This window comes from Rhodoferax sp. U2-2l, from assembly GCF_020594515.1.
Lineage (GTDB): Bacteria > Pseudomonadota > Gammaproteobacteria > Burkholderiales > Burkholderiaceae_C > Rhodoferax.
The window spans coordinates 69067-95661 of sequence record NZ_JAJCTH010000002.1 but is presented as its reverse complement, the minus strand read 5'-3'; the positions used below and the strand labels follow the sequence as shown (position 1 = coordinate 95661).

Annotated in this window: 23 protein-coding genes; 13 read left to right on the top strand and 10 right to left on the bottom strand. The window is 60.2% G+C overall.

Features of this window, described 5'->3' with window-relative positions; genetic code table 11:
* Positions 1–6 precede the first annotated feature (6 nt).
* Positions 7–1821 (top strand): putative nucleotidyltransferase substrate binding domain-containing protein, encoded by a 1815-nt coding sequence (locus tag LHU53_RS02135; protein WP_227330429.1) that lies wholly within the window; start codon positions 7–9, stop codon positions 1819–1821.
* Here the strand turns inward: LHU53_RS02135 and LHU53_RS02130 are convergent.
* Both LHU53_RS02130 and LHU53_RS02125 read right to left on the bottom strand, forming a co-directional pair.
* The gene (locus tag LHU53_RS02130) at positions 1781–2647 is read right to left on the bottom strand and encodes an alpha/beta fold hydrolase (RefSeq protein ID WP_227330428.1); all 867 of its coding nucleotides are present in this window, start codon (positions 2645–2647) and stop codon (positions 1781–1783) included. The two genes, LHU53_RS02135 and LHU53_RS02130, sit on opposite strands and share 41 nt — an antisense overlap.
* 10 nt (positions 2648–2657) lie before the next feature.
* Positions 2658–3704, bottom strand: coding sequence for a histone deacetylase family protein (locus tag LHU53_RS02125; protein ID WP_227330641.1), 1047 nt, complete (start codon positions 3702–3704; stop codon positions 2658–2660).
* 198 nt (positions 3705–3902) lie between these two features.
* Between LHU53_RS02125 and LHU53_RS02120 the strand changes: the two genes are divergently transcribed.
* Positions 3903–4163, top strand: a complete 261-nt coding sequence (locus tag LHU53_RS02120; RefSeq protein ID WP_227330427.1) for a type II toxin-antitoxin system prevent-host-death family antitoxin — start codon at positions 3903–3905, stop codon at positions 4161–4163.
* Between the two features lie 8 nt (positions 4164–4171).
* Positions 4172–4585 carry a type II toxin-antitoxin system VapC family toxin gene (locus tag LHU53_RS02115; protein WP_227330426.1) on the top strand — a complete coding sequence of 138 codons (414 nt, stop codon included), beginning with the start codon at positions 4172–4174 and terminating at the stop codon, positions 4583–4585.
* Between the two features lie 456 nt (positions 4586–5041).
* Here LHU53_RS02115 and LHU53_RS02110 read toward each other — a convergent pair whose 3' ends face one another.
* The 4 genes from LHU53_RS02110 to uvrA form a co-directional block, all read right to left on the bottom strand.
* On the bottom strand, positions 5042–6025 hold the full coding sequence (locus tag LHU53_RS02110; RefSeq protein ID WP_227330425.1) for a DUF3644 domain-containing protein: 984 nt from the start codon (positions 6023–6025) through the stop codon (positions 5042–5044).
* Positions 6022–6225 carry a hypothetical protein gene (locus LHU53_RS02105; RefSeq protein ID WP_227330424.1) on the bottom strand — a complete coding sequence of 68 codons (204 nt, stop codon included), beginning with the start codon at positions 6223–6225 and terminating at the stop codon, positions 6022–6024. Before LHU53_RS02105 ends, LHU53_RS02110 begins: the two co-directional genes overlap by 4 nt.
* A 132-nt stretch (positions 6226–6357) precedes the next feature.
* Positions 6358–7326, bottom strand: a complete 969-nt coding sequence (locus tag LHU53_RS02100; RefSeq protein WP_227330423.1) for a bile acid:sodium symporter family protein — start codon at positions 7324–7326, stop codon at positions 6358–6360.
* 110 nt (positions 7327–7436) lie between these two features.
* Positions 7437–13643, bottom strand: a complete 6207-nt coding sequence (gene uvrA / locus LHU53_RS02095; protein WP_227330422.1) for an excinuclease ABC subunit UvrA — start codon at positions 13641–13643, stop codon at positions 7437–7439.
* Positions 13644–13825: 182 nt separating this feature from the next.
* Here uvrA and LHU53_RS02090 point away from each other — a divergent pair, with 182 nt between their 5' ends.
* The gene (locus tag LHU53_RS02090) at positions 13826–14527 is read left to right on the top strand and encodes a hypothetical protein (RefSeq protein WP_227330421.1); all 702 of its coding nucleotides are present in this window, start codon (positions 13826–13828) and stop codon (positions 14525–14527) included.
* Positions 14528–14550: 23 nt separating this feature from the next.
* Here LHU53_RS02090 and LHU53_RS02085 read toward each other — a convergent pair whose 3' ends face one another.
* Together LHU53_RS02085 and LHU53_RS02080 are read right to left on the bottom strand one after the other, a co-directional pair.
* Positions 14551–14826: a hypothetical protein gene (locus tag LHU53_RS02085; RefSeq protein ID WP_227330420.1), complete on the bottom strand. Its 276-nt coding sequence runs from the start codon at positions 14824–14826 to the stop codon at positions 14551–14553.
* 380 nt (positions 14827–15206) lie between these two features.
* The gene (locus LHU53_RS02080) at positions 15207–16247 is read right to left on the bottom strand and encodes a porin (RefSeq protein ID WP_227330419.1); all 1041 of its coding nucleotides are present in this window, start codon (positions 16245–16247) and stop codon (positions 15207–15209) included.
* Positions 16248–16543: 296 nt separating this feature from the next.
* On the opposite strand from LHU53_RS02080, the gene LHU53_RS02075 reads away from it, so the two are divergent.
* Positions 16544–16780, top strand: coding sequence for an antitoxin (locus tag LHU53_RS02075; RefSeq protein WP_227330418.1), 237 nt, complete (start codon positions 16544–16546; stop codon positions 16778–16780).
* Positions 16777–17187, top strand: a complete 411-nt coding sequence (locus tag LHU53_RS02070; RefSeq protein ID WP_227330417.1) for a type II toxin-antitoxin system VapC family toxin — start codon at positions 16777–16779, stop codon at positions 17185–17187. Before LHU53_RS02075 ends, LHU53_RS02070 begins: the two co-directional genes overlap by 4 nt.
* Before the next feature lie 312 nt (positions 17188–17499).
* Here LHU53_RS02070 and LHU53_RS02065 read toward each other — a convergent pair whose 3' ends face one another.
* Entirely contained in the window at positions 17500–18507 is a 1008-nt protein-coding gene (locus LHU53_RS02065) for a porin (RefSeq protein WP_227330416.1), read from the bottom strand.
* A gap of 383 nt (positions 18508–18890) precedes the next feature.
* Here LHU53_RS02065 and LHU53_RS02060 point away from each other — a divergent pair, with 383 nt between their 5' ends.
* Positions 18891–20219 (top strand): porin, encoded by a 1329-nt coding sequence (locus LHU53_RS02060; protein ID WP_227330415.1) that lies wholly within the window; start codon positions 18891–18893, stop codon positions 20217–20219.
* A gap of 145 nt (positions 20220–20364) precedes the next feature.
* A complete protein-coding gene (coq7, locus tag LHU53_RS02055; protein WP_227330414.1) occupies positions 20365–20985 on the top strand; it encodes a 2-polyprenyl-3-methyl-6-methoxy-1,4-benzoquinone monooxygenase in 621 nt (206 codons plus the stop codon).
* Positions 20986–21002: 17 nt separating this feature from the next.
* Here coq7 and LHU53_RS02050 read toward each other — a convergent pair whose 3' ends face one another.
* Positions 21003–21452, bottom strand: a complete 450-nt coding sequence (locus LHU53_RS02050; protein WP_227330413.1) for an OsmC family protein — start codon at positions 21450–21452, stop codon at positions 21003–21005.
* A gap of 45 nt (positions 21453–21497) precedes the next feature.
* On the opposite strand from LHU53_RS02050, the gene LHU53_RS02045 reads away from it, so the two are divergent.
* The 5 genes from LHU53_RS02045 to LHU53_RS02025 are packed head-to-tail and all read left to right on the top strand — an operon-like array spanning position 21498 to position 26593.
* On the top strand, positions 21498–21794 hold the full coding sequence (locus tag LHU53_RS02045; protein WP_370632198.1) for an Arc family DNA-binding protein: 297 nt from the start codon (positions 21498–21500) through the stop codon (positions 21792–21794).
* Positions 21791–22216, top strand: a complete 426-nt coding sequence (locus tag LHU53_RS02040) for a type II toxin-antitoxin system VapC family toxin (protein ID WP_227330412.1) — start codon at positions 21791–21793, stop codon at positions 22214–22216. Before LHU53_RS02045 ends, LHU53_RS02040 begins: the two co-directional genes overlap by 4 nt.
* Positions 22217–22267: 51 nt before the next feature.
* Entirely contained in the window at positions 22268–23845 is a 1578-nt protein-coding gene (gene ilvA / locus LHU53_RS02035; protein ID WP_227330411.1) for a threonine ammonia-lyase, biosynthetic, read from the top strand.
* A gap of 52 nt (positions 23846–23897) precedes the next feature.
* The gene (locus LHU53_RS02030; protein WP_227330410.1) at positions 23898–24797 is read left to right on the top strand and encodes a 5'-nucleotidase; all 900 of its coding nucleotides are present in this window, start codon (positions 23898–23900) and stop codon (positions 24795–24797) included.
* An 8-nt stretch (positions 24798–24805) separates the two neighbouring features.
* Positions 24806–26593 carry an ABC transporter ATP-binding protein/permease gene (locus LHU53_RS02025; RefSeq protein WP_227330409.1) on the top strand — a complete coding sequence of 596 codons (1788 nt, stop codon included), beginning with the start codon at positions 24806–24808 and terminating at the stop codon, positions 26591–26593.
* Positions 26594–26595 lie beyond the last annotated feature (2 nt).

Below are 26595 nucleotides of genomic sequence, written 5' to 3'. Positions count from 1 at the left end.
CTTGTTGTGGCTGATGTTTTTTCGTTCGATGTTTCCCCCTTCAACACCCTGAGCGCCACCGAGCAGACCCTTCTGGCTGACGCGGCGGTGCCGGTGCGCTGCTTGGCCGGGCAAGCCCTGGAGGCCGACACCGATGGCCTGTGGGTGGTGCACAGCGGCCATGTTCAGTTGGACGAAGATGGCCATGTGCATGTACTGGGTGCAGGCGAGTCGGCGGGCTGGCGCCATGTGTTGACCGGCGGCCCCGTGCCCGGCACCACCGCGCTGGATGAGGTGCTGGCCTGGCGCCTGCCCAAAGGTGTTTTGCTGGGTCTGCTGGCGGGCAATGCACGCTTCAGTGGCCTGGTGTTTGCCGAAGTGGCCCGCAACCTGGCCAGTGATTCGGAGGCCGACCACAACCGTGAAATGACCTCACTGATGTTGGTGCGGGTAAAAGACGCCTACCTGCAAAAGCCGTTGTATGTGGACGGCGACCTGGACCTGGTGTCGGTCTGCCGCATTCTGTCAGACAACAAGCGCAGCCATGTGCTGGTGCGCGACGAGCCGCACGGCGCAGCGCCGCGCGTGGGCATGTTCACCACCACCGATCTGCGCGAGGCGCTGTTGCAACCGGTAGCGCCCAACGTTTTGCCCATCCGGTCTGTCGCCCGCTTTGACCTGGTGGCGCTGTCACCCGACGCCGAGCTGTTTGACGCCCTGCTGATCATGCTGCGCCACCGCATCCACCGGGTGCTGGTGCGAGACGGCGACACCATTCTGGGCGTATTGAGCCAACTGGACCTGATGAGTTTCATGTCCAACCACTCGCACCTGATCACGCTGCAGGTGGAGCACGCCCACACGGTGGACGAGCTGCGCTTGGCTGCGCTGCAGGTGGACGATGCCATCAAGATGCTGCAGCGCGGCGGCATGCGCATCGAGATCATCTCGCGGCTGGTAAGCGAGCTCAATAGCCAGATTTTTTCCCGCCTGTGGGCGCTGCTGGCCCCGCCCGAGCTGGTGCACAACAGCTGCCTGCTGGTGATGGGCAGCGAAGGCCGCGGTGAACAGATTCTGAAAACCGACCAGGACAACGCGCTGCTGCTACGCGACGGCTTCACCTGCCCCGAGCTGGCCGACGTCACCCGCCAATTCAGCGCGGCGCTGCTCACCTTTGGTTACCCGCCCTGCCCCGGCCACATCATGGTCACCAACCCGCTGTGGTGCCAGAACCTGGCGGCGTTTCGCGAGACCGTGGGCCGGTGGCTGTTTGGCGGCGAGTTGGATGGCACCATGAACCTGGCGATTTTTCTGGACGCCCGCGCGGTGGCGGGAGACGCCAGCCTGCTGGCCAATGCGCGCGAACACGCCTTCCAACTGGCCATTGGCAGCAATAGCTATCTGGCACGCATGGCCAGCGCCATCCAGCAGTTTTCCGAACCCGCCAGCGGCTGGTGGGGCCGCATCACCAAGCTGCAGACCAGCGAGCCGGACACGTTTGACCTGAAAAAAATTGGCACCTTCCCCATCGTGCACGGCGCCCGCGCGCTGGCGCTGGAACACCGCCTCGATGCCCTGGGCACCGCCGACCGGCTGCAGGCACTGGCCAACCTGCAAGCCTTGCCCGCGCCGCTGGTGCGTGACCTGATCGAAACCCTGCACCTGCTGATGGCCTTGAAACTGCGCAACAACCTGCGGCAACGCTCGCTCGGTCAGCCCGTCAGCAATCTGGTGCTACTCAGCAGCCTGGGCACGCTGGACCGCGACATGCTCAAGGACGCACTGAGCATCATCAAACAGTTCAAGCAGCATTTGCGGCTGCATTACCGGCTGGAGGCGTGAGCAACGCGGCCAGCTCCGCTGCAAACCGCACCGGGTCAGCCAGATGCGGGCCGTGGTCGGCGTCGTCGTACAGGCTCAAGCGCGCCTGCGGTAGCTGGGCCGCCACGTAGCGGGCCGTCTCTGGCGTGTAGAAGTTGCTGGCCGTGCCGTAGGCCAGTAACGTGGGCACCTGGATGCCGGGCAACACGTCGCGGTAGTCGGCGGCCACCAGACTTTTCCAGATGGCGATGACCGGGGCCGGGTCGATGGCACCCAGCACCTCGCGCGCGGCGCGCCAGCCGGAGCTATTGCGCAGGTAGGTGGCGCGGGCCTTGTCGTTCAGGCCAAAAGCAATCAGCCGCAACACGGCTTCGACAAAATCCTGTTCCAGATCATCGATCAGCCGCTGCGAGGCGACGGCATCGAAGTCGCCATAAATGCCACAGCGCCAGGCGGCATCGGTCACCAGTTTCGGTGACTGGTCAATGAACACCAGGTGCGAAAACCGATCAGAGCCAAAGTCGCGCAGGCACTGCCACAGGGTGAGCGCACCCATCGAGTGCCCCACCGCCACCACCTGCGCCAGGCCGACATGGTCCAGCAGGTTGATCACATCGCGCGCCAGGCGCTGCACATCGGGCGCCGGGTTGACGCGCAAGGCATGCCCGCCGTGACCGCGCGCGTCGGGCCGCAGCAAGTGGTAGTGCCCGGCCAGCGGCTGCAACAACGGCGACCAGGCGGCGTGGCTGGCGGTCCAGCCGTGTAACAACAGCAGCGGCGTGCCGCTGCCCGACCGGTGAAGGTGCAGCACCTCGCCGTCATCCGCATAAAACGTGTCGTGCTGCATCGGCCTGCCTTCAGGCTGCCGCGGCCATGAAACCCTGCAGCACATTGACCGCGTTGATACCCACCTCGGCCACCGCATAACCGCCTTCAAAGACGAACACCGTAGGCAGGCCTGCGGCGGCGATGTCGGCTCCCATACTCAAGTAGTCATCACTTTGCAGGTGAAAGCCCGCCACCGGGTCACCGTCAAAGGTGTCCAGGCCGAGCGACACCACCAGCGCCTGCGCGCCAAAAGCGGCGATGCCTTGCAGGGCCTGCTGCAAGGTGGCGCGCCACAGCTCAAAACCCGTGCCGCGCGGCAGCGGCCAGTTGCGGTTGAAACCCAGCCCGGCACCCGCGCCCAACTCATCGGCGTAGCCCAGGTAAAACGGGTACTCGGTCTGCGGGTCGCCGTGCAGGCTGGTGAAGTACACATCCGCCCGCTCATAAAAAATGGCCTGCGTGCCGTTGCCATGGTGGTAGTCGATGTCCAGAATCGCCACGCGCTCCAGGCCTTGGTCACGCAGCGCCTGCGCCGCCAGCGCGGCGTTGTTCAGAAAGCAGTAACCGCCAAAAAAGTCGGCTCCGGCGTGGTGGCCGGGCGGACGCGTCAGGGCAAAGGCAGCCCTTTGCCCGCTGCCAACGGCTTGCGCCGCGCTCAGGGCGCAGTCGGCACCGGCACGCGCGGCGTCCCAAGTGCCTTCGGTGAGCGGCGTGCCCGCATCCATGGAAAACAGGCCGAGGCGCGCGGCAAAGTTGGTGGGCAGCACATCACTGCGCAGGGTGCGCACCGGCCACACCGACGGCAACACATCGCGCCAGGCGTTGGCCGCATCCAGCGCCACCCACTCGTCCCAGGCACCGGCCAGAAAGTCCAGGTAACGCTGGCTGTGGATACCCAGCAAGGCGCTGTCGTCAAAACTTTCAGGCGGCACGATGGCGCCAAACTTGCGCTTTTTGAGTTCGGCCAGCACGTGGTCGACCCGCGCCGGAACTTCAAAGCACGGCACCAGTTCGCCGCGGTACATCTCCAGCTTGCCGTGGTGCTGGCTGTGGAGGTGGTTGTAATAGGTCAACATTGGACGTTCTTTCAATTCTGTTTGTCGGTGGCGCGGCCATCCGGGCACGGGTCTGACCGGGTATTTTGCCGGGCGCGCCTGGCCCCAAAGGGCATGCTCTGGCAAAAAAGAATGTCCAGGCTGTCAGTCCAGAACAGATCTGGACCGCAATGCCTAATTCGTCATAACATTCAAACAATTTTTCAAAAGGAGGTCCACATGTCCGTTCACACCTTCTCCAGCCGTGATTTCACCCGCGATGTATCCAGCGCCAAACGCGCCGCAGCAGATGGCCCCGTGTTCATCACCGACCGCGGCCGCCCCGCCTATGCCCTGCTGACCATAGACGACTACTACCGCATGGTCGGGCAAGGCGAGCCTTCGTTGCTGGCGGTGATGGACGATATTGTTGGCGGAGACGGCATCGAATTTGACGCACCACGCCTGAACATCACCACCCGCGCAACAGAGCTGGAATAGGCGGCTGCATGTACCTTCTGGACACCAACGTCATCTCGGAACTGCGCCAGGGCAAGCCCAACCAGTCAGCAGAGGTGCGCAATTGGGCGGCGCAACACCGCGCCAGTACGCTGTACCTGAGCGCCATCACCATTCTGGAGCTGGAGAAAGGCGTGCTGCTGCTGGAGCGACGTACCCCGCCGCAAGGCGCCTCGCTGCGCGTGTGGCTAACAGGCGTACGTGCTGCCTTCGCCGGGCGCATTCTGCCGTTCACCGAGCAGGCCGCCAGCTTATGCGCCGCATTGCACGTGCCTGATCCAAGATCTGAGCGCGATGCAATGATTGCCGCCACCGCGCTGGAGCATGGCTTTACCGTGGCCACGCGCAACACCCAGGACTTTGTGAATACCGGCGTCCGGCTGGTGAATCCTTGGGGCCAATAGCCCATCTTCGCTGTTGAACAAACAGCTATCACAAGTGAAGCAAAACTACTGCCCCGCCTCAACCTCTTGCAATGCCTTCAGCGTGCGCCCGTTCGCATCCTTCCACTCGATACGGCCATTGGCGCTTCGGCCATGAATCAAGCTGGAACCACTCGAAACTACCTTCGGTCACATCGACGGGCGAAAACAACCAACGGCCACTCTCTCGCCATAAACACAGCAAGCCACCTCATCACGAGTAGCAAACAATGCCAGAGGTAGTGAATTCCTTGCAAGCAAATGCATAGGCCACTTACCCTGAAGCATTCCAAAATAAGACGCCTCTATCGCAAGTAGAGGTTCAATCACATTAACCGACCAGACTCAGCAAATAGCGGACAAGCTCTCCCAAAATCACACCACGCATTGCAGGCGCAAGCAACACTGTCCCCCTTTATATTGAACACAGTCAAAAGGTCACTTCAACGTGTAATGTTTATCAAAAAAGGCCAGCACGTTCGTGCTGTAAAACGGCTTCTTGATCCCTTTAGGATTCGTTGGATCAAGTAAACGAAGTCGATATAACTTTGAATCTTCAGCCAAAACTTTTCGCAGGTCGTGATACTTCTTCGCTGCTTTGAAATCAGAGTACCGAGCTTTGCAACGCGCAGTCACTTCGTCATAGGTCCAAGGATAGTTCTGAGCAAGATTTTCCTCGGTCAAGAATACTGGTATTGCCGTTGGATCGTTCGTGATCTTCACGGTCGGCGTGTTCTCTGCACCTGTCTTCTTGATTTGCACCTCAATTGACGTCTGAAAGTGAAGATCATTTGTTTCAGTCGCTGCTGACGACTGTGCGAGATCGCTGATACAAGCCAACAGATTTTTTTCCTCGGCAGAGGAAACCACTAGTGAGCCACCCGTATTCACAAAGCCGATAGGCAAAAGAATTTGAAGGTGCTCCGACAAGTCTTTCTTAAACCATCGCCGCCCATACCAAACAAAATTCCGTACCGCCGCAGTACCGACCTCCAGCAGTTGCCTACGTAGCGCCATGGAGGGTGAAAAAAAGTGAGCTGAGCAATCCCGGACTTCCATCAAGGCTTCGATGTTGTTCTTTACCGCATCAGGCAACTTGGACGGTGCATGGGCATCCAGCTTTTCAATTGCCTTGCGTATCCCTATGGTTTTCGGATTTCCAGAACGCCCGCGCTCCAAGTACTCTTTTGTGCCCAGAACACCCGACTTTGTTGGTCTGCGCTGATAGACGTGAATCGCCTTCTGTTTGTTTGGATCGACTTGGACGACCCGCGCTTTAAGGATCAGTTCCCATGCGTTCAGCGCCAACAGTGCAAACGTTTCATCCCTGTACTGAAAGCCCGGTTTGTTATAGATCTCAACCGCTGACGTAATAGCCGCAACGGATTTGTCGAAAAGCTTGAGATAGATTGGCGGTTTCATGTGGCTGCGAGCGTTTTAGCAAGAGTGGCCTGTTGCAACGCCTGCGCGCGCCGAGGTTTGGGGTCGACGTCGGCTTCAACTTCGCGGATGGCCACGCCAGTGGCGGCATGGAGGTTGGTGCTGGAGACGTTGCAGACGTGCCAGCCTGCCGCAGCTAGCAGCGTGTCGATGCTGACTCTGGCTTTCTGCTCTGGCGTCATGCCCCGGCTTCCTCCTGTGATTTCCATTCTAGGTCACAAGAAGTACCGGGCAGCAGCCCTTATGCTGCATCCACTTGCAGCTTTGTAATTGATAGCAATTGCCACCGCATGCCGGTAGGCAGCAGCCTGGATTTAGCCGCCCCTCTTGGCGTAGCGCTGCGCCAGCACGGCGCAGACCATCAACTGAATCTGGTGGAACAGCATGATCGGCAACAGCATCACCCCCACGGTGTGGGCTGCGAACAGCACCTTGGCCATCGGCACACCGCTGGCCAGGCTTTTTTTGGAGCCGCAGAACACGATGGCGATCTCGTCCTCTTTGCTGAACCCCAGTGCGCGGCTGGCCCAGGTGGTCATGGCCAAGGACAGCGCCAGCAGCACACAACAGGTGACCGTCAGGCTGAGCAAGGTCGGCAGCGGCACCTGCTGCCACAGGCCCTCGATCACCGCCGCGCTGAATGCGGTGTAGACCACCAGCAGGATGGAGCCCTGGTCCACCAGCTTGAGGCCGCTGGCGTGGCGCCGCACAAAGTAGCCAATCCAGGGCTGCAGCAACTGCCCCAGCACAAAAGGCAGCAGCAGCTGCAGCATGATGCGGCCCACGGCGTCCAGGTTGCCAGTACCCGATACCCCGCCCGACACCACCAGCCAGCTCACCAACAACGGCGTGATGAACACCCCAAGCAGACTGGACGCCGAGGCGCTGCACACGGCAGCCGCCACATTGCCCCGCGCCATGGCCGTGAACGCAATCGCCGACTGCACGGTGGCGGGCAAGGTGCACAGAAACAACATGCCCACCGCCAGGTCCGGCGTCAGCACGGTGCCAAACAATGGCTTGAGCAGCAAACCAAGGATGGGAAATAACACAAAGGTGCAGGCAAACACCAGCACATGCAGCCGCCAATGGCTCATGCCCGCCACCACCGCCGCACGCGACAACTTGGCCCCGTGCAAGAAAAACAGCAGGGCAATGGCCGCAGTGGTCAGCCACTCAAAACCCTGCGCCGCATAACCGCGCACAGGCAAAAAGCTGGCGAGGCCAATGCTGCCCAGCAGGGCCAGGGTGAAGTTGTCGGGGAGGTAACGTGGACGAGTCATTTGGAAAAGTGCAATCGCTACTCTTTCGATAGCTTCATGATCAATAAAAACATGGACTCAAGCGGGTTTACGGCCGTTTTCTTGAGCTTCTCCCCTGCTGGCGCAAGCTCTCACCGCGCCAGCACCGCTTTGAGCGCCTTGCCGGTGTGGGTGCCGAGCTTGACCACCTCTTCGGGCGGCGCCGCAGCCACCACCTGGCCGCCAGCGGTGCCACCGTCCGGGCCCAGGTCAATCACCCAGTCGGCTTCGGCGATCACATCCAGGTCGTGTTCGATGACCACCACGCTGTGGCCACCGTCGACCAGGCGGTGCAGGACCTTGATGAGCTTCTCGACGTCGGCCATGTGCAGGCCCACCGTGGGTTCGTCCAGCACGTACAGGGTGTGCGGCGCCTTCTGGCCGCGCCGGGTAATGTCGTCGCGAACCTTGGACAGCTCGGTCACCAGCTTGATGCGCTGCGCCTCGCCACCACTGAGCGTCGGCGACGGTTGGCCCAGCGTCAGGTAACCCAGGCCCACGTCTTTGAGCAATTGCAGCGGGTGCGCAATCACCGGCATGGCCGCAAAGAAGTCCACCGCCTCGTCCACCTCCATGCGCAACACGTCGCCAATGTTTTTGCCGCGCCAGGTGACAGCCTGGGTTTCGGGGTTAAAACGGGCGCCCTTGCAGGTTTCACACAGCACCTTCACATCGGGCAAAAAGCTCATGGCAATGGTGCGGATGCCCTGCCCTTCACAGCTTGGGCAACGGCCCTCGCCGGTGTTGAAGCTGAAGCGGTTGGCCGCGTAACCGCGTGCTTTGGCCTCCAGCGTGTCGGCAAAGAGTTTGCGGATGGTGTCCCAGAAACCAATGTAGGTGGCCGGGCAACTGCGTGGTGTTTTGCCAATCGGGGTCTGGTCAACTTCGAGCACGCGGTCCACGGGCTCGTAACCGCTGACCTGTTCACAACCGGTCCAGGCAATGGTTTCACCCGCTTCCAGTGCGTCCCGACCAGCTTTGGTGCTGCGTTTGTGGACCGCTGTTTGCACATTGGCCAGCAACACATCCCGCGCGAGCGTGGACTTGCCGGAGCCCGACACACCGGTCACCGCCACCAGGCGTTTGAGTGGCACCTGGACGGTGACGTTTTGCAGGTTATGCAGATGGGCACCGGTCACGGTGATCCACTGCTGGATGTAGGGCTCAACCACGTTCGGGTCCACGGGCAGCCGTTTGGCCGTCTTCGTTTTCTTGGGCGCAGGCACAAACACAAATTTGGCATCGCCAGCTACAGCCGCCAAGGCGCTGTCAGCAGACGCTGGGTCGCCGGGCAACGGAGTGGCGTCAACCGCCAAGGCTTCCGGCGCATTGGCATTCAATTCGACGCCAATAGATGCATCAGCATCAAATTGGCCTGCAGTCCTCGTATCCAAAGGGCTAGCAGCTATTGATTCAGCAGCAAACACCACCCGCCGCGCCTGCACCGGGTGGCGCATCGCGTGCAACAGGTAGCGCCCGGTCTGAGACTCGGCGGCGTCCTGGATGTCGGCCACCGAGCCTTCGGCCACCAGCCGACCGCCGCGTTTGCCCGCACTCGGGCCGATGTCGATGATGTGGTCAGCGTGGCGAATGGTGTCTTCGTCATGCTCCACCACCACCAGGGTGTTGCCCTGGTCGCTGAGCGTTTGTAATGCACCCAGCAGGATCTGGTTGTCACGCGCGTGCAGGCCAATGGTCGGCTCGTCCAGCACATAACAGACACCCTGCAAATTGCTGCCCAGCTGCGCCGCCAGGCGGATGCGCTGCGCCTCGCCGCCGCTCAGGGTCGGTGCACCTCGGTCCAGCGTCAGGTAACCCAGGCCGACCTGTTCCAGAAACTTGAGTCGCCCCAGAATCTCGGGCACCAAGTCACGCGCAATCTCGCTCTCGCGCTGGCTCATACGGCCCAGCACCTGCAAGGTCTCGACCCACGCGCGCATGTCACTCACGCTCAGGCGCGCCAGCTCGGTGATACCAATGCCGTCGATGGCGGTTTTGGCCGCTGCGCTGGCCGTGCCCTCGCTGGCCAGCTGCAGGCCAAACTTGACGGCGCGTGCGGTGGCGTTCAGGCGGGTGCCGTTGCAGCTGGGGCAGACCACATCCACCAGGTCTTCCACATCGGCCTCAACAAAGGTCTGTTCACGACCTTTGGTTTCATCGTCGCGCACCGAGTCGTCAAACACCTTGCGCTGCTCACGGCTGAGTTTGAGACCGGTGCCCACACAGTCCGGGCACCAGCCGTGTTTGCTGTTGTAACTGAACAGGCGCGGGTCCAGCTCGGCGTAGCTGGTGGCGCAGACCGGGCAGGCACGCAGGGTGGAAAACACGCTCAAACGGCCAATGCCCGCCGTCGATGTACCCGCCTGCATCGCCTCCGACAACCCGTCCAGGCCGGACAACACATGCAGCACACCCTTGCCATGCTGCAAAGCATCGGCCAGGGCTTGGCGCAGCGTAGTTTCGTTCTCAGGCGTCACATCCAGGCTGAACACCGGCAGCTCGATGGTGTGTTCCTTAAAGCGGTCCAGGCGCGGGAATGCCGTGGTCGGTAAAAAGTTGCCATCGACCCGCAGATGGGTGAAACCACGCGGGCGAGCCCAGTCGGCCAGCTCGGTGTAGACACCCTTGCGGTTCATCACCAGCGGCGCGAGCAGGCCGATGTGCTGGCCACGATAGGTTTTCATCAACTGCGCGGCGATGCTCTCAGGCGTTTGCGGCGCCACCGGCGTGCCGTCGTGGATGCAGTGTTGGGTGCCGAGTTTGACAAACAGCAGCCGCAAAAAGTGCCAGACCTCGGTGGTGGTGCCCACCGTGGACTTGCGCCCGCCCCGGCTCAAGCGCTGCTCAATCGCCACCGTGGGCGGGATGCCGTAAACCGCGTCCACCTCAGGCCGCCCAGCCGGTTGCACGATGCTGCGCGCGTAGGCGTTGAGGCTTTCCAGATAACGGCGCTGGCCCTCGTTGAACAAAATGTCAAACGCGAGCGTCGACTTGCCCGAGCCGCTGACCCCGGTGACCACGGTGAACTGACCACGCGGGATATTCACACTCAGGCCCTTGAGGTTGTGCTCACGCGCATTGATGATCTGGATGGCATCGGCCCCTGCGGCAGGCACCGCGCCCAGCCTCGAAACCGCTGCGAGTGGGCTTGCGCCGGGTGACGATGTCGAGGCAGCGAAGCTGACGTCTGAGGAGCCCGGCGCAAGCCCATTCGCAGCAGCGCGCACCACAGACAAATACTTAGCCGAGACCTCAGCCACCTCATGCACCACCCCCATCTGCGCCGCGTACTCGCGCAGCGCTTGACCCGTGTGGGAACTGGCATGCAGCATCACATCCTCAGGCGTACCAAAGGCCACCACCTCACCCCCGGCGTCTCCACCCTCGGGCCCCAGGTCGATCAGCCAATCCGAGGCGCGAATCACGTCCAGGTTGTGCTCAATCACCAGCAGCGAATGGCCTGCATCAAGCAGCTTTCGCAACGCCCGCATCAGCTTGGCAATGTCGTCAAAGTGCAGCCCGGTGGTGGGCTCGTCAAACATGAACAATACCCCTTTGCGCGCCAAAGCCTGGCGGCTGGCGCTGCTGCTTTTGGCCGCCTCAGCCAGGAAACCGGCGAGCTTCAAACGCTGGGCCTCACCACCACTGAGCGTAGGCACCGGCTGACCGAGCTTGACGTACTCCAGCCCCACATCCACGATCGGTTGCAGGGCACGGATGACCTCGCGGTCGTCCTTGAACAAGGCTGCGGCTTGACTGACGGTGAGGTCCAGCACATCGGCCACATTGACGATGCGCCCGCCACGCTCGATGCTGATCTCCAGAATTTCGGGGCGGTAACGTTTGCCGTCGCAGTCCGGGCAACGCAGGTAGACGTCGCTCAGGAACTGCATCTCCACATGCTCAAAGCCTGAGCCACCGCAGGTTGGGCAACGACCGTCGCCGTTGTTAAAGCTGAACTTGGTGGCGGTGTAACCGCGTTGCTGCGCCAGCGGCGCGTTGGCAAAAATCTCGCGGAGGGTGTCCCAGGCTCCCACATAACTCACCGGGTTGGAACGCGCGGTTTTGCCAATCGGCGACTGGTCCACAAACACCACGTCACTGAGCTGCTCGGCACCCAACAGGTGCTCGAAGGCGCCGGGCGTGTCGGTGGCTTTGCCAAAGTGGCGCAACAGGGCCGGGGCCAGGGTGTCCTGGATCAGCGTGGATTTGCCCGAACCTGACACGCCGGTGACACACACCAGGCGCTGCAGCGGGATCTCGACCGAGACGTTTTTCAAGTTGTGGTCAGACGCCCCTTCCAGAATCAGGCGCGGCGTGTTGGCCGCCACCAGTCGTTTTAAGCCCATACCCACCTGTTTGCGCCCACCGAGGTAAGCGCCGGTCAGGGTGTCGGCATTGCGCAGATCAATGGTGCTGCCGTCAAACACAATTTGCCCGCCCAGTTGGCCGGGGCCGGGGCCCATGTCGATCATGCGGTCGGCGGCAAACATCACCGCCGGGTCATGTTCCACCACCACCAGAGTGTTGCCCGCGTCGCGCAGGCGCTGCATGGCCACGATGATGCGGTGCATGTCACGAGGATGCAGGCCGATGCTGGGCTCATCGAGCACAAACAAGGTGTTCACCAGCGAGGTGCCCAGCGCCGTGGTCAGGTTGATGCGCTGCACCTCGCCGCCACTCAGGGTGCGGCTCTGGCGGTCCAGCGTCAGGTAACCGATGCCAACCTCGCTGAGGTACTGCAGGCGGGTGCACATTTCTTCAAGCAGCAGTTTGAGGGTTTTGGCATCGGCCTCGTTGCCTGAGTCCGCGCCTACCTGGGCCTGCTGCATGCTGTCAAAAAAGCGGCGCAGCCGGTCAATCGGCAGCAGCATCAGGTCATGCAGGCACAAACCCGGCAGGGCCTCCAGCTGGGCGCGTGACCATTGCACACCAGCGGGTAGAAACCGCTTGGCGGGGTCCAGCACCGCGTCGGCCTGGGCCTGGGTGCCGATGCGCCAGAGCAGGCTCTCGGTCTTGAGGCGGGCACCGGTGCAGGTCGGGCATTCGGTGTAGCTGCGGTATTTAGACAGCAGCACCCGGATGTGCATCTTGTAGGCCTTGGTTTCCAGGTACTCAAAAAAGCGTTTGACGCCAAACCACTTCTTGTTCCACTGGCCGTCGCGGTAGCCGGGTTCACCATGGATCACCCAGTGCTGCTGCTCTTGGCTGAGTTTGTTCCAGGCGGTGTCGCGCGGAATACCGTGGGTTTCGGCATGGCGCATCAGGTCGTCCTGGCATTCAGTCCAGGCCGGGGTTTGGAACGGTTTGATGGCGCCAGCGCGCAAGGTCAGCTTGTCATTCGGGATGACCAAGCCGTAATCGACCCCGATGACCCGGCCAAAACCGCGGCAACTGTCGCAGGCACCGACCGCCGAGTTGAACGAGAACATCGAGGCAACTGGCTCGGTGTAACGCAGGTTGCTGTCCGGGCAATGCAGGCCGGTGGAAAAGCGCCAGATCTCGGGCGTGGCATCCACTCCTGAATCTGCAGCTACCGGCCCTTGATTGATAAGGGCCAGAGGCTGATTTAACACATAAACACTGAGGCGACCCCCGCCGTGTTTGAGGGCGACTTCAATCGCCTCCAACACGCGGGCGCGCTCGGCAGCACCCAGGCGGAAACGGTCGGCCACCACGTCGAGCAGCTTGCGCTGTTCCACATCACGCTGCGCCTGCACCTTGGTGAAACCACTCACCGACAACCATTGCTCCACCTCTTCGGGTGTGGCGCTGGCGGGCAGCTCCACCGGGAAGGTGATGGCCAGCCGCACATCGTCTGAACCTTGAACTCCTTCATAGCCACCGGAGTCAACCAGCGCCTGGGCGCGGGCCTGGATGTCAAGGTAGATCGTCTCAGGCGTGTCATGGCGCACCGCCTGGGCGGTGGCGCTGTCAAACAGCTGAGCGGCGCGGGCGAACAAGAGCTTCAGGTGGTCGTTGAGCTCGGTCATCGTGCCCACGGTGGAGCGGCTGGAGCGCACCGGGTTGGTCTGGTCGATGGCGATGGCGGGCGGCACACCATCGACCTTGTCGACCGCGGGTTTGTCCATACGGTCCAGAAACTGGCGCGCATAGGCGCTGAAGGTCTCCACATAACGACGCTGGCCTTCGGCAAACAAGGTGTCAAACACCAGGCTGGACTTGCCCGAGCCACTCGGCCCGGTGACCACCGTGAGTTCACCGGTACGGATGTCCAGGTCCAGGTTTTTGAGGTTGTGCTGGCGTGCACCGCGAATGCGGATGGTTCCCTGGGTCATAACAAATGGCGTGAAAGTGGTCGGTGGATGGGACTACAGCGCACAGGCTGGCACTGCGGGGCGGACAGTTTAGGCCACCTGCTTCTGCGCCGGGCGGGCACGGGTATCGTGCATGGCGAGTCATCCCCCTAAAGTCGCTGCGCAGCGCCCTTAACGCTGCGCCAAAGACCTACACTTTGCTGATGGAAGCTTCCCGCTGCATCCGTGAATCATTGAATAGCGTGGCCGCTTTGCGCGCTGAGGCCGCTGGGTCGCCGCCCCTGGCCAGCGCCCTGCACGACGTGAAAAAAACCCAGGCCAGGCGTTTTACCCAAACCTACGCTGACCTGCTCGCCAGCCCCACCTATGTCGGCTGCGCCACCTTTTTTCTGGAAGAGCTTTACAGCGAGCGCGATTACAGCGCGCGCGACGCGCAATTTGCCAAAGTGGCCAGTGTCATCGAGCTGAGCTTTCCGGCGCCAGTCATCACGCTGGCCCTGACCCTGGCGCAACTGCACGAGGTCACCGAACAACTCGACATGGCCATGGCACGGGCCTGGCTGCAAACCAGCGCCGCGGCACCCGGGCAACGCTACGCCACCAGCTGGGCCACCGTGGGGCAGCCCGACCAGCGGCAGTGGCAACTGGAAACGGTCCTCGGCATCGGCAGCGAGTTGTCACGCGTCACCCGCAAAAAGGGGCTGCGGCTGATGCTCAAAGTCATGCGCCGGCCCGCCGAGTTGGCCGGCTTGGGCGCACTGCAACAGTTTCTGGAAAGCGGGTTTGACCACTTCAGCACGCTGACACACACCCCCGGCGCCACCGAATCGTTCCTGGCCACCATTCAGGAGCGCGAGAGCGAATGGCTGCGTAGCATGTTTGCACCTGTGTCGGCTGGCGGCTGACCGCCATAAGACTTCAAGGCTGGCTACGACGACAAACGTCCGCTGACAAACTTGTGCAACAAACTGGCTGCAAAAGTTTGATAGGGCACACCCTCTTCCAGCGCGCGCGCCTGCAAATTTTTGAGGTCTCGGGTGGATATCCGAATATTCAGCCGCTGATCTTTCTTGAACGTGGCTTCAGCCGCCACGCGATGCGACGCAATCTGTTCCACCATGGCATCGACGGGCTTAAGCGTACCCGCCTCCCACGCCTGCAGAATTTCCAACTCTTCCTCGTCATAGCTGGCTTTGGTTGTCATGGCTTACTCCTGAATTGCTTGGTTGCCTTTCGGCTTGGAATGATGGTCTTTAAAAAAATTTCACTGTCAGTCTCAACAAATGGCACCGCATACACATGGTCTTCAACTTGAATCATTGAGATTTTTTGACCAGGATACTTCTCCTGATTGGGGTGCTCAAGTACCCCAGTAACGCCCTGAATGTGTTGGCGGCTATTCAGGCTGCGACCGGCCAGCCATGACGCTGAACGCACGGCGCCCCGGATCGTGGCCCGGCGTGCGGAAAACAACGAAGTCCGACAGGTGTGCGCCCATGCTGGACGCACCATAAGAAAACCCCGCCAGGTTGCCCGGGCGGGGTTGTGAGTTTTAACCGTCAGCTGGCTTGCGCCAGCATCAGATTAGAAACGGTGTTGCATGCCAACAGCAAACACGTTGTGCTTGGAGTCAGCAGCTGCGTTGTTGGTGGCTTTGTCAGACTCGTAACCACCGTACAGGAACGTACGCTTGGACAATGTGTACGAAGCTCCGATACCGTAACCGGTACGCTTTTGCTCAAAGCCAGTAGCTTTGTCGTCCTTGGATGACGCATAGCTGGCTGACAGCGTCAGAGCAGAAGACAAGGGAACGTCCACACCCAACTGGTATTCCTTGGCGTCGTAACCATTGACGCTGCCAACGTTATCTACATTGCCGTAAGTAACCTTGGCCTTCGCCACGCCAAAGTCATAAGAAGCGCCCAAACGGGTGAACTTGGCGTCAGCAGACGTTGGGACTGCGTTCACGACGTCTTGCACTTGGTAACCAAACTGCAAAGCCAACGGACCAGCGCCATAGGTCAAGTTCAAGCTGGTGGTGTCCGTTGCGCTGGTGGCCGCAGTCTTGTCTTCACCCAATGCGTAGCTGATGGCACCGCTGAAACCGCCCATCGTGGGAGCCTGGTAAAACATCATGTTGTTTTGACGGGCAGAGTAACCTGTGCTCTTGAACACATAGCCTGCGGGGGCCAGAGCAGAGTCAAACACGGCATTAGAGGTGCCGCTCACATCATCAAACGGGGTCGTGGTGCGACCCAGGCGAACGGATCCAAAACCACCAGACAAACCAACCCATGATTGACGAGAGAAGGCTGTAGCAGAAGTACTGGTGCCCGAGCCGTCATCCAATTTGATACCAGCTTGAAGGTCAAAGTTGGCTTTCAAACCGCCGCCCAGGTCTTCCGAACCCTTCATGCCCCAGCGTGAGCCATTCACACCACCGCTCTCGAGCACTGCTTGCCTGATCGAGCCAGCACCAGCACCAGCGGCAACTGATGCGGCGTTGTTTGTGTTCTTCACGCTACCAACCCATACGTCAGCAATACCGTACAAAGTCACAGAAGACTGGGCCATAGCGGCGCCGGAAGCGGCCAAAACGGCCAATGCGATCAACGATTTTTTCATTTGAAAATTCTCCAAGGTTTAACAAAGGGCTCCGGAACTAATGGGCTTCAGAACCCTGGCCAACCTCCTGTTTCAGGAAGTTAGAACGCATTGAACCAGACAACCATGTCAAACCACCCCCCTGAAGACCCTGAACATGCCCAAATAGGGTGCGTTCGTTGCGGGAATGCCACATTTTGATGCCTCGGGAGCAGTCGGGCGAATGGTAAGCACATCATGACGTCGATGTACATCCATGTGTTTACGAGTTCAAGGTTTTGCAGTAGCATGCACGATTTCATCATGAAAGACCATGCATGGCCACCACCAAAATTTTCAAGAACGGCAACTCGCAAGCGGTGCGGATACCGGCAGAGCTGGCTTACAGCACCCTGGACATCGACTTGGTCATTGACCGTGATGGCGACGAATTGCGCATTCGCCCAATGCAACGGCGCCTGGGGGATGTTTTGGGCAAGCTCGCCCGGTTCTCGCCGAATTTCATGTGCGAAGGCCGCGGTAGCAACCAAGAGGGCGAGCGCGAGGCACTATGAAACCCAAGTACATGCTTGACACCAACATTTGCATTTACTTGATGAAGCATCAGCCAGTTGAAGTCAGAAAACGCTTTGACCAATGTTTTGTTGGCGAAGTGGTGATTTCGGCCATTACCTTGGCCGAGCTCGAGTTCGGAGTCACCTGTTCTGGCGAGAGCGCGGTCGCCAATCGGGCGCACTTAAGCAGTTTTCTGGAAGACGTTCCCGTTGCTGCCTTTGAAGCTGCAGCGGCCCGTGCCTATGGCCCTGACCGCTATGCCCATCGAGAACGCAGCAAGGACACACTGGATAAATTGATCGCCGCGCACGCCATCTCACTTGGCGTGACACTGGTCACCAACAATGAGGCCGATTTTTCGGCCTACCCGAACCTGATGGTGGAGAACTGGGTCAGCAAGCACTGACACGGTGCTGGCCACATTGCGGGCCTTGATGATCCAAGGCGGACGTTGTTACGAAAACATGTTTTTTGAATACATGGAAACCAATTCTATTTTTTCTGAATTGGAGCCACCTTCCGATTCCCCCAACGATCGGGCCTTACAGGCAAACCCGTTCGCAATTGTGGCCAACTGCCTGACACGGCAGCCCGTGCGTCAGACCATGCCGCACGACGGGTAGACAACGCATCAAAGCGCAGGCATTAAAAAACCCCGCTTGGTTGCCTAAGCGGGGTTGATGGTTTTCATCTTTAACTGACTTGCGTCAGCGTCAGATTAGAACGCGTGCTTGACGCCAACAGCGTAAATGTTTGCTTTGGAATCGTAGCCAGTCGTATCGTACTTGGTGTTGTTCAGACCAGCGTAAGCAGTTGTACGCTTGGACAGGCTGTAAGCCACAGCGATACCAAAACTCTTACCGGTGATGTCAGGCAGACCAGTGACTTTGCCCTTTGAACGAGCATAACCACCAGACAACGTCAAAGCTGGAGACAAAGGCACATCAGCGCCGATTTCGTATTCAGTAACTTTGTCATTACCTTCTTTCACGCGGCCATAAGTTGCCAACAGTTTGGCAACGCCCAAGTCGTAGCTACCAGCGAGGCGGGTTGCCTTTGCGTCATAGACATCGCCAGGAACTTCAGACTTTTCCTTGGCATAGGCGAGGCCAATTGCCAAAGGACCAGCTGCGTACTTGCCGCTGATGGAGTAAATGCTGTCAGCGCTGTAGTTAGCGCCTTTGTTCTCGCCCAAGGACATGCTCACAGCACCGCTGAAACCACCGAAGCTAGGTGTAGCGTATTTGATGGTGTTGTCATAAGCGTTTGCGAAAGCCGTAGACACAAACACGTTGTTGATGGCGGCCAAATCAGAGTCAAAGGCCGAAGCAGCCAAGGCGCTCACGTCGTCAAATGCATTGTTGGCCTTGCCCAACTGCACTTCACCGAAGCCGCCGGAGACACCAACCCAAGCTTCACGGCTGAATGCTTTACCGGCGGCAGCTTGGGCGCCAGTATCAATGTTGAAACCTTGTTCCAGTTTGAAATTGGCCTTCAAGCCGCCGCCCAAATCTTCAGAACCTTTCAGACCCCAACGGCTATTGCTCACGCCGCCATCTTGCAAAACGGTTTGCGAAGGCGCCTTGGTCGTCACGCCGTTGACGGTTTCTTCAAAGCTGGTACGGCCAAACCAAATGTCAGCAATGCCGTACAGGGTCACAGAAGATTGGGCCATTGCGGCGCCGGAAGCTGCCAGAACAGCCAAAGCAATCAGACTTTTTTTCATGAGAAAAACTCCAAAAAATTAACAGGAACGTTTGAAGGCTAGCAACTAACTTCTTCAAACGGGCGGATGAAACATCGCGGAATTGATTTAACCACCGGACCGCCGTCAAATGGCCAACTCAACCAGTTTTAGGCCAGTTAGATGGGTAAAGAAGGCGACTCTGTCGTCAAATTGCAACAAACCGGCCATAGGCGCTGGTTTGTGGCGCTCGGGGCGGATAGCGGTTTTTTTGTTTTAAATCAGTGATTTACCGAATATTCCCAAAGTACCGTCAATGCACCACAACAGGGAAAACCCCTGCAATAAAAGGCGCCAGCACCGGGCATCATTCCTCAAAACTGCACGACCGTCCTTTTTTATCCACTACAACGAGGCAAACCACCATGACAACGACCCACAAGATTTCGTCCAAACACCGCGCCGCCCGCGCTATCGCCTTGGCCAGCGCACTGTGCTGCGCAGCGTTTGCCCATGCCCAGACTGGCGAGGGCGTCACGCTGTATGGCCTGGCTGACGTGGGCATCACATCCACCAGCGGCCTGAAGGCTGGCCGTGTCACCCAAGTGGCCAGCGGCATCATGGAAGGCTCGCGCTGGGGTATGAAGGGCACCGAGGATCTGGGTGGCGGGTACAAGGCGATTTTTACGCTGGAAGCGCGGGTGGAGTTGGATACGGGGTCGAACAAGAGCTCGCCAATCTCTGGTGGCCAGTTATCGGATCGGTATTCAAAATCTGATTTGCTTGGGTTGCCCGCATCTATTCCCACTGGACCAACAACAACACTCTCCACCCAAGCACTACTCAATCAGTTGGTACCGGGCTTAGCTGGCCAAAAATTTGGCGTTAATGTTGGTCCGTACGGCGACCGTTTTTTCGACCGGCAAGCTTTTGTAGGACTGATCACGCCGGTGGGCGCAGTACTTGCCGGGCGCATGTACACGCCAGCGTTTGAAACCAATGCCATGTTTGACATCATGGAAACGCAGTCAGGTTTGGCCGCAGGGCAAATTGTGACCTTCCCTTCCATCCTTGAAATTCGTCAATCCAACTCGATTGCTTACAGGATTGCAAAGGATGGTTTTGCGGGTGCGTTGATGTATTCAATGGGTGACCGGGGCGAAGCAGCCAACGACGCCAGTAAGATGATTGCTTTCAATGCCAGCTACAAGACTAACGGTTTCGCGGTTGGCCTGGGCCACAACGCGACTAAAAATGAAGCCGGTCAAGACTCTTTGAAGTCAACGGTCATCGGTGCCTCCATGACCACAGGCCCACATAAGTTCTCGGGCATGGCCATCCAGATTTCCGATGACAACCCGGCAAATATGGGAGATATTGGGGCAGCTGTTTTGGGCGCCACGAAATCGGCTGATCTAGCCAAGCTCATCCAAGGCGCCTACACCCAAGCCCTCAAGCAGGACGGGCGCCTGTACCACATTGGCTACCGCTACACCACCGGCCCACACACTGTTTCGGTGGCCTATAACACGTTCAACGACAAGCGGCCGTACAACGCTGATGTGGACTCCTATGGCGCGGCTTACACCTATGCGCTGTCCAAACGCACCGACTTGAACGCCGTGCTGGTTCGCTACGACAACGGTAACAACGGTCAGGTGGCTCCCGGCGGCAATGGCTACATTGGCGGCGTGACGGCTTCGGCCGGCACCGACTCCACCGCCGTGCAGCTGGGCATTCGCCACCGGTTCTGATCTGCGGGCACTGCCCACCACGCCAAAAAAGCCCCTCTCGGGGCTTTTTTGTTAGTCAGACCTGGCCTGTCAGAAATTTTGTGTGCAACCCTACAATTTGTCACTCCCCGCACACAGTTCAGCAAAAACCACAGGACACCCCACCATGATCGACCGCTTCCTTATCGCTGCTGACTCCGCCTTGCGCACCGTGTTTGCATCGCACGCGGCCGCGCAGGCCTGCCCAACTTTGCCGGGTGAGGTGACCGAGTTGTCTGAATCAGAGAAAAAGGAAGCCGGGGCGCTGATGCGCGTCAACCATGTGGGCGAGGTGTGCGCCCAGGCGCTGTACACGGCGCAGGCTTTTGCGACCAAAGATGCGGCGCTGCGCGCCCATTTCACGGCCGCTGGGGCCGAAGAAACCAACCATCTGGCGTGGACCGAGCAGCGCTTGAAAGAGCTGGGTGACCGCACGTCGCTGCTGAACCCGCTGTGGTACGCCGGGGCGTTTGGGCTGGGGCTGATTGCGGGCAAGCTGGGCGACGCGGTGAGCCTGGGCTTTGTGGTGGAGACCGAAAACCAGGTGGAAGCACACCTGGAAAGCCACATGAACCGCCTGCCCGCGGGTGACCACGCCTCACGCGCGATCGTGGCGCAAATGATGGACGACGAAGCCCGCCACGCCTACAACGCGATGGAACTGGGCGCCATGGATTTACCCGCGCCCGTCAAGGGGTTGATGAAAGCCGCCGCCAAGGTGATGACGACGGTGGCGCACCGGGTCTGAAGCACAGCGATTTCGGCCTACGCCTCCAGCACCTCAAAGCTGGTGGTGATGGCGGCGGTTTTGCCCAGCATGACGCTGGCTGAGCAATATTTGTCGTGGCTCATGGCGATGGCGCGCTCTACTGCGGCGGCGGGTAATGCCTTGCCGGTCACGGTGAAGTGCATGTTGATGGTGGTGAATACCTTGGGGTCGGTCTCGGCGCGATCGGCGCTGAGCTTGACGCTGCAGCCGCGCACGTCATGCCTGCCGCGCTTGAGGATCAGCACCACGTCATAAGCGGTGCAGCCGCCAGCGCCGGCCAGCAGCAACTCCATCGGGCGCGGGGCCAGGTTCTGGCCGCCGTTGTCGGGCTTGGCGGCATCGGGGGCGCCGTCCATCATCAGCGTGTGGCCACTGCCGGTCTCGGCAAGAAAGCCCATGTTGGAGCGGGTGGCCAGGGCGCCTGTCCAATTGACGGTGCATTCCATGTGGGGGTTTCCTTTCAGTGTGTGATGCCAGCAGGATTGTGCTGCATGCCCATAATTGATATCAAATACCTAGCATGCTATCATTCAAATCTCATCAGGAGAAGCACGATGCCTGCAGTCACCATCCGAAATTTGCCAGAGGAAACCCACCGGGCACTTAAATCGCGCGCTGCGCAACATGGCCGCAGCACCGAATCAGAGATCAGATTCATCCTGGAAGCCGCCGTTCGCCCCAGGGTGGCGTTCGGAACCCAACTGGCCCAAATTGGCCAAGACCTGGGCGGGATCGAACTTGATTTCAAACGCGACAAAACGCCTGTAGCCGCCGCGAGCTTTGAATGATCATTCTCGACACCAACGTGGTGTCCGAACCACTGAAGCCAGCGCCAGACCCAGCCGTGCTGGATTGGCTCAATGCCCAAGAGCCTGAAACGCTGTTCCTGACCACCATCAGCCTGGCTGAACTGCTCGCCGGGATAGAAGCGCTGCCCGCTGGAAAGCGGCGCACAGCGCTGGGGCAATCGCTGGTCGCACGTATGCTGCCGCTGTTTGAAGGTCGCCTGCTTTCCTTTGATGCCAGTGCTGCCCAGGCGTTTGCGCTTGTTCACGCCAAGGCTCAGGCAGCAGGAAACCCCATCAGCTTTGCCGACGGTGCCATTGCCGCCATCGCTGCCGCCAATGGTTTCAAAGTGGCCACCCGCAACGTGCGGGACTTCAAGGGAACCGGTATTGACATCCTGAATCCTTGGGCCTTGACCCGCTGACAGCAACAATTTCGCGCCTGAATTTCTCACACCTGAAACGAAACCCTCATCATGACCGCCACCCCTCGCGCCCACGCCGACCTCACCCCGCTGGACTACCTGAAAAAAATCCTCAACGCCCGTGTGTATGACGTGGCGATTGAATCTGCGCTGGAAACCGCGCCATCTTTGAGCGAGCGACTGGGCAACACCGTGCTGCTCAAGCGCGAAGACCAGCAACCGGTGCACAGCTTCAAGCTGCGCGGCGCCTACAACAAGATGGCGCATTTGAGCCCGGCGCAGTTGAAAAAAGGCGTGATCTGCGCCTCGGCCGGTAACCATGCACAAGGCGTGGCCTTGAGTGCGCAACGGCTGGGCACACGTGCAGTGATCGTCATGCCCACCACCACGCCGCAGGTCAAGGTGGATGCGGTGCGCGGTTTGGGCGGTGAGGTGGTGCTGGCGGGTGAGAGCTACTCCGATGCTTACAACCACTCGGTGACGCTGGAAAAAGAACAAGGCCTGACCTTTGTGCACCCGTTTGACGACCCGGACGTGATTGCCGGTCAGGGCACCGTGGCCATGGAAATCCTGCGCCAGCATCAGGGGCGGCTGGACGCGGTGTTTGTCGCCATTGGCGGCGGCGGGCTGGTGTCGGGCGTGGCCAATTACATCAAGGCGGTTCGCCCGGACATCAAGGTGATTGGTGTGCAAATGAACGACTCGGACGCGATGGTGCAGTCGGTGGCGGCGCACCACCGGGTCACATTGAGCGATGTGGGCCTGTTCTCGGACGGCACCGCGGTGAAACTGGTGGGCGCGGAAACCTTCCGCATCGCCAGCCACTTGGTCGATGACTATGTGCTGGTGGACACCGACGCGGTGTGCGCGGCCATCAAGGACGTGTTTGTGGACACCCGCAGCATCGTCGAACCGGCCGGTGCCCTGGCGGTGGCGGCCGTCAAGAAGTACGTAGCCCAGCACAAAACCAAGGGTGAAACCTACGCCGCTATTTTGTGTGGTGCCAACATGAACTTTGACCGCCTGCGCTTTGTGGCCGAGCGTGCCGAGGTGGGTGAAGAACGCGAGGCCCTGTTTGCGGTGACCATCCCCGAAGAGCGCGGCAGCTTCCGGCGTTTTTGCGAGCTGCTGAGCACCCTGCCCGCCTTTGGTGGCGCCAAGACCACCCGCAACGTGACCGAGTTCAACTACCGCATCAGCGACGCCCACAAGGCGCACGTGTTTGTCGGCCTGACCACCACGACCAAGGGCGAGTCGGCCAAGATTGCCGCACACCTGTGCCGCCATCACTTTGAGACGCTGGACCTGACGCACGACGATCTGGCCAAGGAGCACATCCGGTACATGGTGGGCGGGCACTCGGCGCTGGCCAAGGACGAGCGGCTGCTGCGTTTTGTGATTCCCGAGCGACCCGGCGCGCTGCTGAAGTTTTTGAGCCTGATGCGCCCGGGCTGGAACATCAGCCTGTTCCATTACCGCAACCAAGGGGCCGACTACGGGCGCATTCTGGTCGGGCTGCAGGTGGCGGCGGCCGATGATGCCGAATTTGCCGAGTTTTTAACCACGCTGGGCTACCCCTACGTGGAAGAAACCGCCAACCCGGCGTATCAGATGTTTTTGCAGCAATGACGCGCCGGCCCTGACAGGGGTCTTGTTTTCTTGATCTGACAGGAGGCTCACAATGGCCAAGACGCTGGACGGCAAACTGGTGGTGGCCATCAGCAGCCGTGCGCTGTTTGATTTTGAGGAAGAAAACCTGGTGTTCGAGCAAGGCGACGACCGTGCCTACATGGCGCTGCAGTTGCAGCGGCTCGACATGCCAGCCAAGCCGGGCGTGGCGTTTTCACTGGTGAAAAAGCTGCTGGCGTTTAACCAGGCAGTGCGGGATCAGCCGGTGGAGGTGGTGATCCTGTCGCGTAACGACCCGGTGTCGGGCATGCGGGTGTTTCGTTCGGCCCGGCACTACGGTCTGCCGATTGAGCGCGGCAATTTCACACGCGGCCAGTCACCCTGGCGCTACCTGAAACCCTTGCACGCCAACCTGTTTTTGAGCACCCACCTGAGCGACGTGCGCGCCGCACTGGACGCCGGTGTGCCCGCCGCGCAGGTGTACCCGCAATCGGTGCACGCCAGCGACGCGCACCCGTATGAAGTGCGCATTGCCTTTGACGGTGATGCCGTGCTGTTTTCCGACGAGGCCGAACGCGTGTACCAGTCACAAGGTTTGCAAGCCTTCCAACAGCATGAAGTGGACAAGGTGACCCAACCCTTGCCTGACGGGCCTTTCAAGCCCCTGCTTGTCGCGCTACAAAAGCTGCAGCAATCGGGCACCCCGGCCATGCGCATCCGCACCGCGCTGGTCACGGCGCGCAGCGCGCCGGCGCATGAGCGCGCCATCCTCACCCTGATGAACTGGAACATCGAGGTGGATGAAGCCATGTTCCTGGGCGGCCTGGCCAAGGGCGAGTTTCTGCGCGAGTTTGAACCCGACTTTTTCTTTGACGACCAGACCGGCCACATCGAATCTGCCGCGCAGCATGTACCCGCCGGTCACGTGGCCAGCGGTGTGGCCAACGGATGAACCCCGCCATGACCTTGACCCAAAAGTACACCGCCTTCAGAACCTTCACCAGCCGGGCCTGGGCGCTGACCCAACCGTACTTTGTCTCTGAGCAGAAATGGCAAGCGCGCGGCCTGCTGGCAGCCATCGTGGCGCTGAATCTGGCGCTGGTGTACATGGCGGTGCTGTTCAACGACTGGAACAAGCTGTTTTACGACGCGCTGCAAGAGAAAAACGCGGACGTGTTCTGGCAGCAACTGGGCCGCTTTGCCTGGCTGGCGGGCATCTTCATCGTGCTGGCGGTCTACAAGTTTTACCTGACCCAGCTGCTGGAGGTGCGCTGGCGCGCCTGGATGACCAGCCACTACCTGACGCGCTGGCTCGCCAACCACGCTTTTTACAAGATGGAGCTGACGCGTTTTGCCGCCGCGCCCAACACCAGCGGCCACAACCCGGACAACCCCGACCAGCGCATTCAGGACGACATCAACCAGTTCACCAGCTACACCGTGTCGCTCACCATGGGGCTGCTCAACGCGGTGGTGACGCTGGTCAGCTTTGTCGGCATCTTGTGGGGCCTGTCGGGTGGATTTGCCTTCAGCCTGGGTGGCTCGGCGTACAACATTCCCGGCTTCATGGTGTGGATGGCGGTGCTGTACTGCCTGGCCGGCAGCGTGCTGACCCACTACATTGGCCGCCCGCAGATTGCGCTGAACTTTGAGCAGCAACGCCGCGAGGCCGACTTTCGCCACCACATGGTTCGGGTGCGTGAATACAGCGAAGCCATCGCGCTGGACCGCGGCGAAGCGGTGGAGCGCGGTCAGCTCGACCAGCGTTTTGGCCTGGTGCTGGGCAATTATCTCGACCTGATCCGGGCGCAAAAGCGGCTGGTGTGGTTCACCAGCTTTTTTGGCCAGGCGGCGGTGGTGTTTCCGTTTGTGGTGGCGGCACCGCGCTTTTTCAGCGGCGCCATCCAACTCGGTGAGCTGATGCAGATCGCCAGCGCCTTTGGCCAGGTGCAAGGCGCCTTGAGCTGGTTTGTGGACAACTACAGCAGCCTGGCGACGTGGCGCGCCACCACCGACCGGCTCACCAGTTTTGAAGCCTCATTTCAGGCGCTGGCCCATCAAGGAAAAGGGCCAGAAGCGACGGATTCGGAAGCACTTTCCAGCCAAGACCTGCATCTGGAACTGCCCAACGGCGCGGTACTGCTGCACCAGGCCAGCCTCCACGCGCAGGCTGGTGACCGCATCTTGTTGCGCGGACCATCCGGTGCGGGCAAGTCAACGTTGTTTCGGGCGCTGGCGGGCATCTGGCCGTTTGCCAGTGGCCACGTGGCGCGGCCAGCCAACAGCATGTTCATCCCGCAGCGGCCGTATTTTCCGAACGGACCGCTGCGCAACGCACTGGCCTACCCCCAAGAGGCCACGCTGTACAGCGATACCGAGTTGCAGGACGCCTTGCGCCGCGCCCTGCTGCCGGGCCTGGTGGATCGGCTTGACGAGCCCGGCGCCTGGGGTCAGACGCTCTCGGGCGGTGAGCAACAGCGCCTGGCTGTGGCGCGTGTGCTGCTGAAGAAGCCGCGCTGGGTGTTTGCCGACGAGGCCACCAGCGCGCTCGATGAAGCGGCCGAGCAATCGATCTATCAAACCCTGTTGAACCATGTGCAACAAGCGCAAGGCGCTCTGATCTCAATCGCGCACAAGCCCAGTGTGGCTGAGTTTCACACGCAACAGTGGACACTGGAGAAGTTGCCGCAGGACACACCGGCGCGGTTTGCGCTGCGCAACAGCGCGGTAGGGCAGCAAGGCGCCTGACA

Bases quoted from the DNA above. Each gene is read 5' to 3' on its own strand.
- LHU53_RS02100 (WP_227330423.1), bottom strand. From the start codon at position 7,326: ATGACTCGTCCACGTTACCTCCCCGACAACTTCACCCTGGCCCTGCTG.
- uvrA (WP_227330422.1), bottom strand. From the start codon at position 13,643: ATGACCCAGGGAACCATCCGCATTCGCGGTGCACGCCAGCACAACCTC.
- LHU53_RS02075 (WP_227330418.1), top strand. From the start codon at position 16,544: ATGGCCACCACCAAAATTTTCAAGAACGGCAACTCGCAAGCGGTGCGG.
- LHU53_RS02125 (WP_227330641.1), bottom strand. From the start codon at position 3,704: ATGTTGACCTATTACAACCACCTCCACAGCCAGCACCACGGCAAGCTG.
- LHU53_RS02050 (WP_227330413.1), bottom strand. From the start codon at position 21,452: ATGGAATGCACCGTCAATTGGACAGGCGCCCTGGCCACCCGCTCCAAC.
- LHU53_RS02110 (WP_227330425.1), bottom strand. From the start codon at position 6,025: ATGAAACCGCCAATCTATCTCAAGCTTTTCGACAAATCCGTTGCGGCT.
- LHU53_RS02060 (WP_227330415.1), top strand. From the start codon at position 18,891: ATGACAACGACCCACAAGATTTCGTCCAAACACCGCGCCGCCCGCGCT.
- LHU53_RS02045 (WP_370632198.1), top strand. From the start codon at position 21,498: ATGCCCATAATTGATATCAAATACCTAGCATGCTATCATTCAAATCTC.
- LHU53_RS02090 (WP_227330421.1), top strand. From the start codon at position 13,826: ATGGAAGCTTCCCGCTGCATCCGTGAATCATTGAATAGCGTGGCCGCT.
- LHU53_RS02115 (WP_227330426.1), top strand. From the start codon at position 4,172: ATGTACCTTCTGGACACCAACGTCATCTCGGAACTGCGCCAGGGCAAG.
- LHU53_RS02040 (WP_227330412.1), top strand. From the start codon at position 21,791: ATGATCATTCTCGACACCAACGTGGTGTCCGAACCACTGAAGCCAGCG.
- LHU53_RS02130 (WP_227330428.1), bottom strand. From the start codon at position 2,647: ATGCAGCACGACACGTTTTATGCGGATGACGGCGAGGTGCTGCACCTT.
- LHU53_RS02080 (WP_227330419.1), bottom strand. From the start codon at position 16,247: ATGAAAAAATCGTTGATCGCATTGGCCGTTTTGGCCGCTTCCGGCGCC.
- ilvA (WP_227330411.1), top strand. From the start codon at position 22,268: ATGACCGCCACCCCTCGCGCCCACGCCGACCTCACCCCGCTGGACTAC.
- coq7 (WP_227330414.1), top strand. From the start codon at position 20,365: ATGATCGACCGCTTCCTTATCGCTGCTGACTCCGCCTTGCGCACCGTG.
- LHU53_RS02085 (WP_227330420.1), bottom strand. From the start codon at position 14,826: ATGACAACCAAAGCCAGCTATGACGAGGAAGAGTTGGAAATTCTGCAG.
- LHU53_RS02065 (WP_227330416.1), bottom strand. From the start codon at position 18,507: ATGAAAAAAAGTCTGATTGCTTTGGCTGTTCTGGCAGCTTCCGGCGCC.
- LHU53_RS02105 (WP_227330424.1), bottom strand. From the start codon at position 6,225: ATGACGCCAGAGCAGAAAGCCAGAGTCAGCATCGACACGCTGCTAGCT.
- LHU53_RS02025 (WP_227330409.1), top strand. From the start codon at position 24,806: ATGACCTTGACCCAAAAGTACACCGCCTTCAGAACCTTCACCAGCCGG.
- LHU53_RS02030 (WP_227330410.1), top strand. From the start codon at position 23,898: ATGGCCAAGACGCTGGACGGCAAACTGGTGGTGGCCATCAGCAGCCGT.
- LHU53_RS02120 (WP_227330427.1), top strand. From the start codon at position 3,903: ATGTCCGTTCACACCTTCTCCAGCCGTGATTTCACCCGCGATGTATCC.
- LHU53_RS02070 (WP_227330417.1), top strand. From the start codon at position 16,777: ATGAAACCCAAGTACATGCTTGACACCAACATTTGCATTTACTTGATG.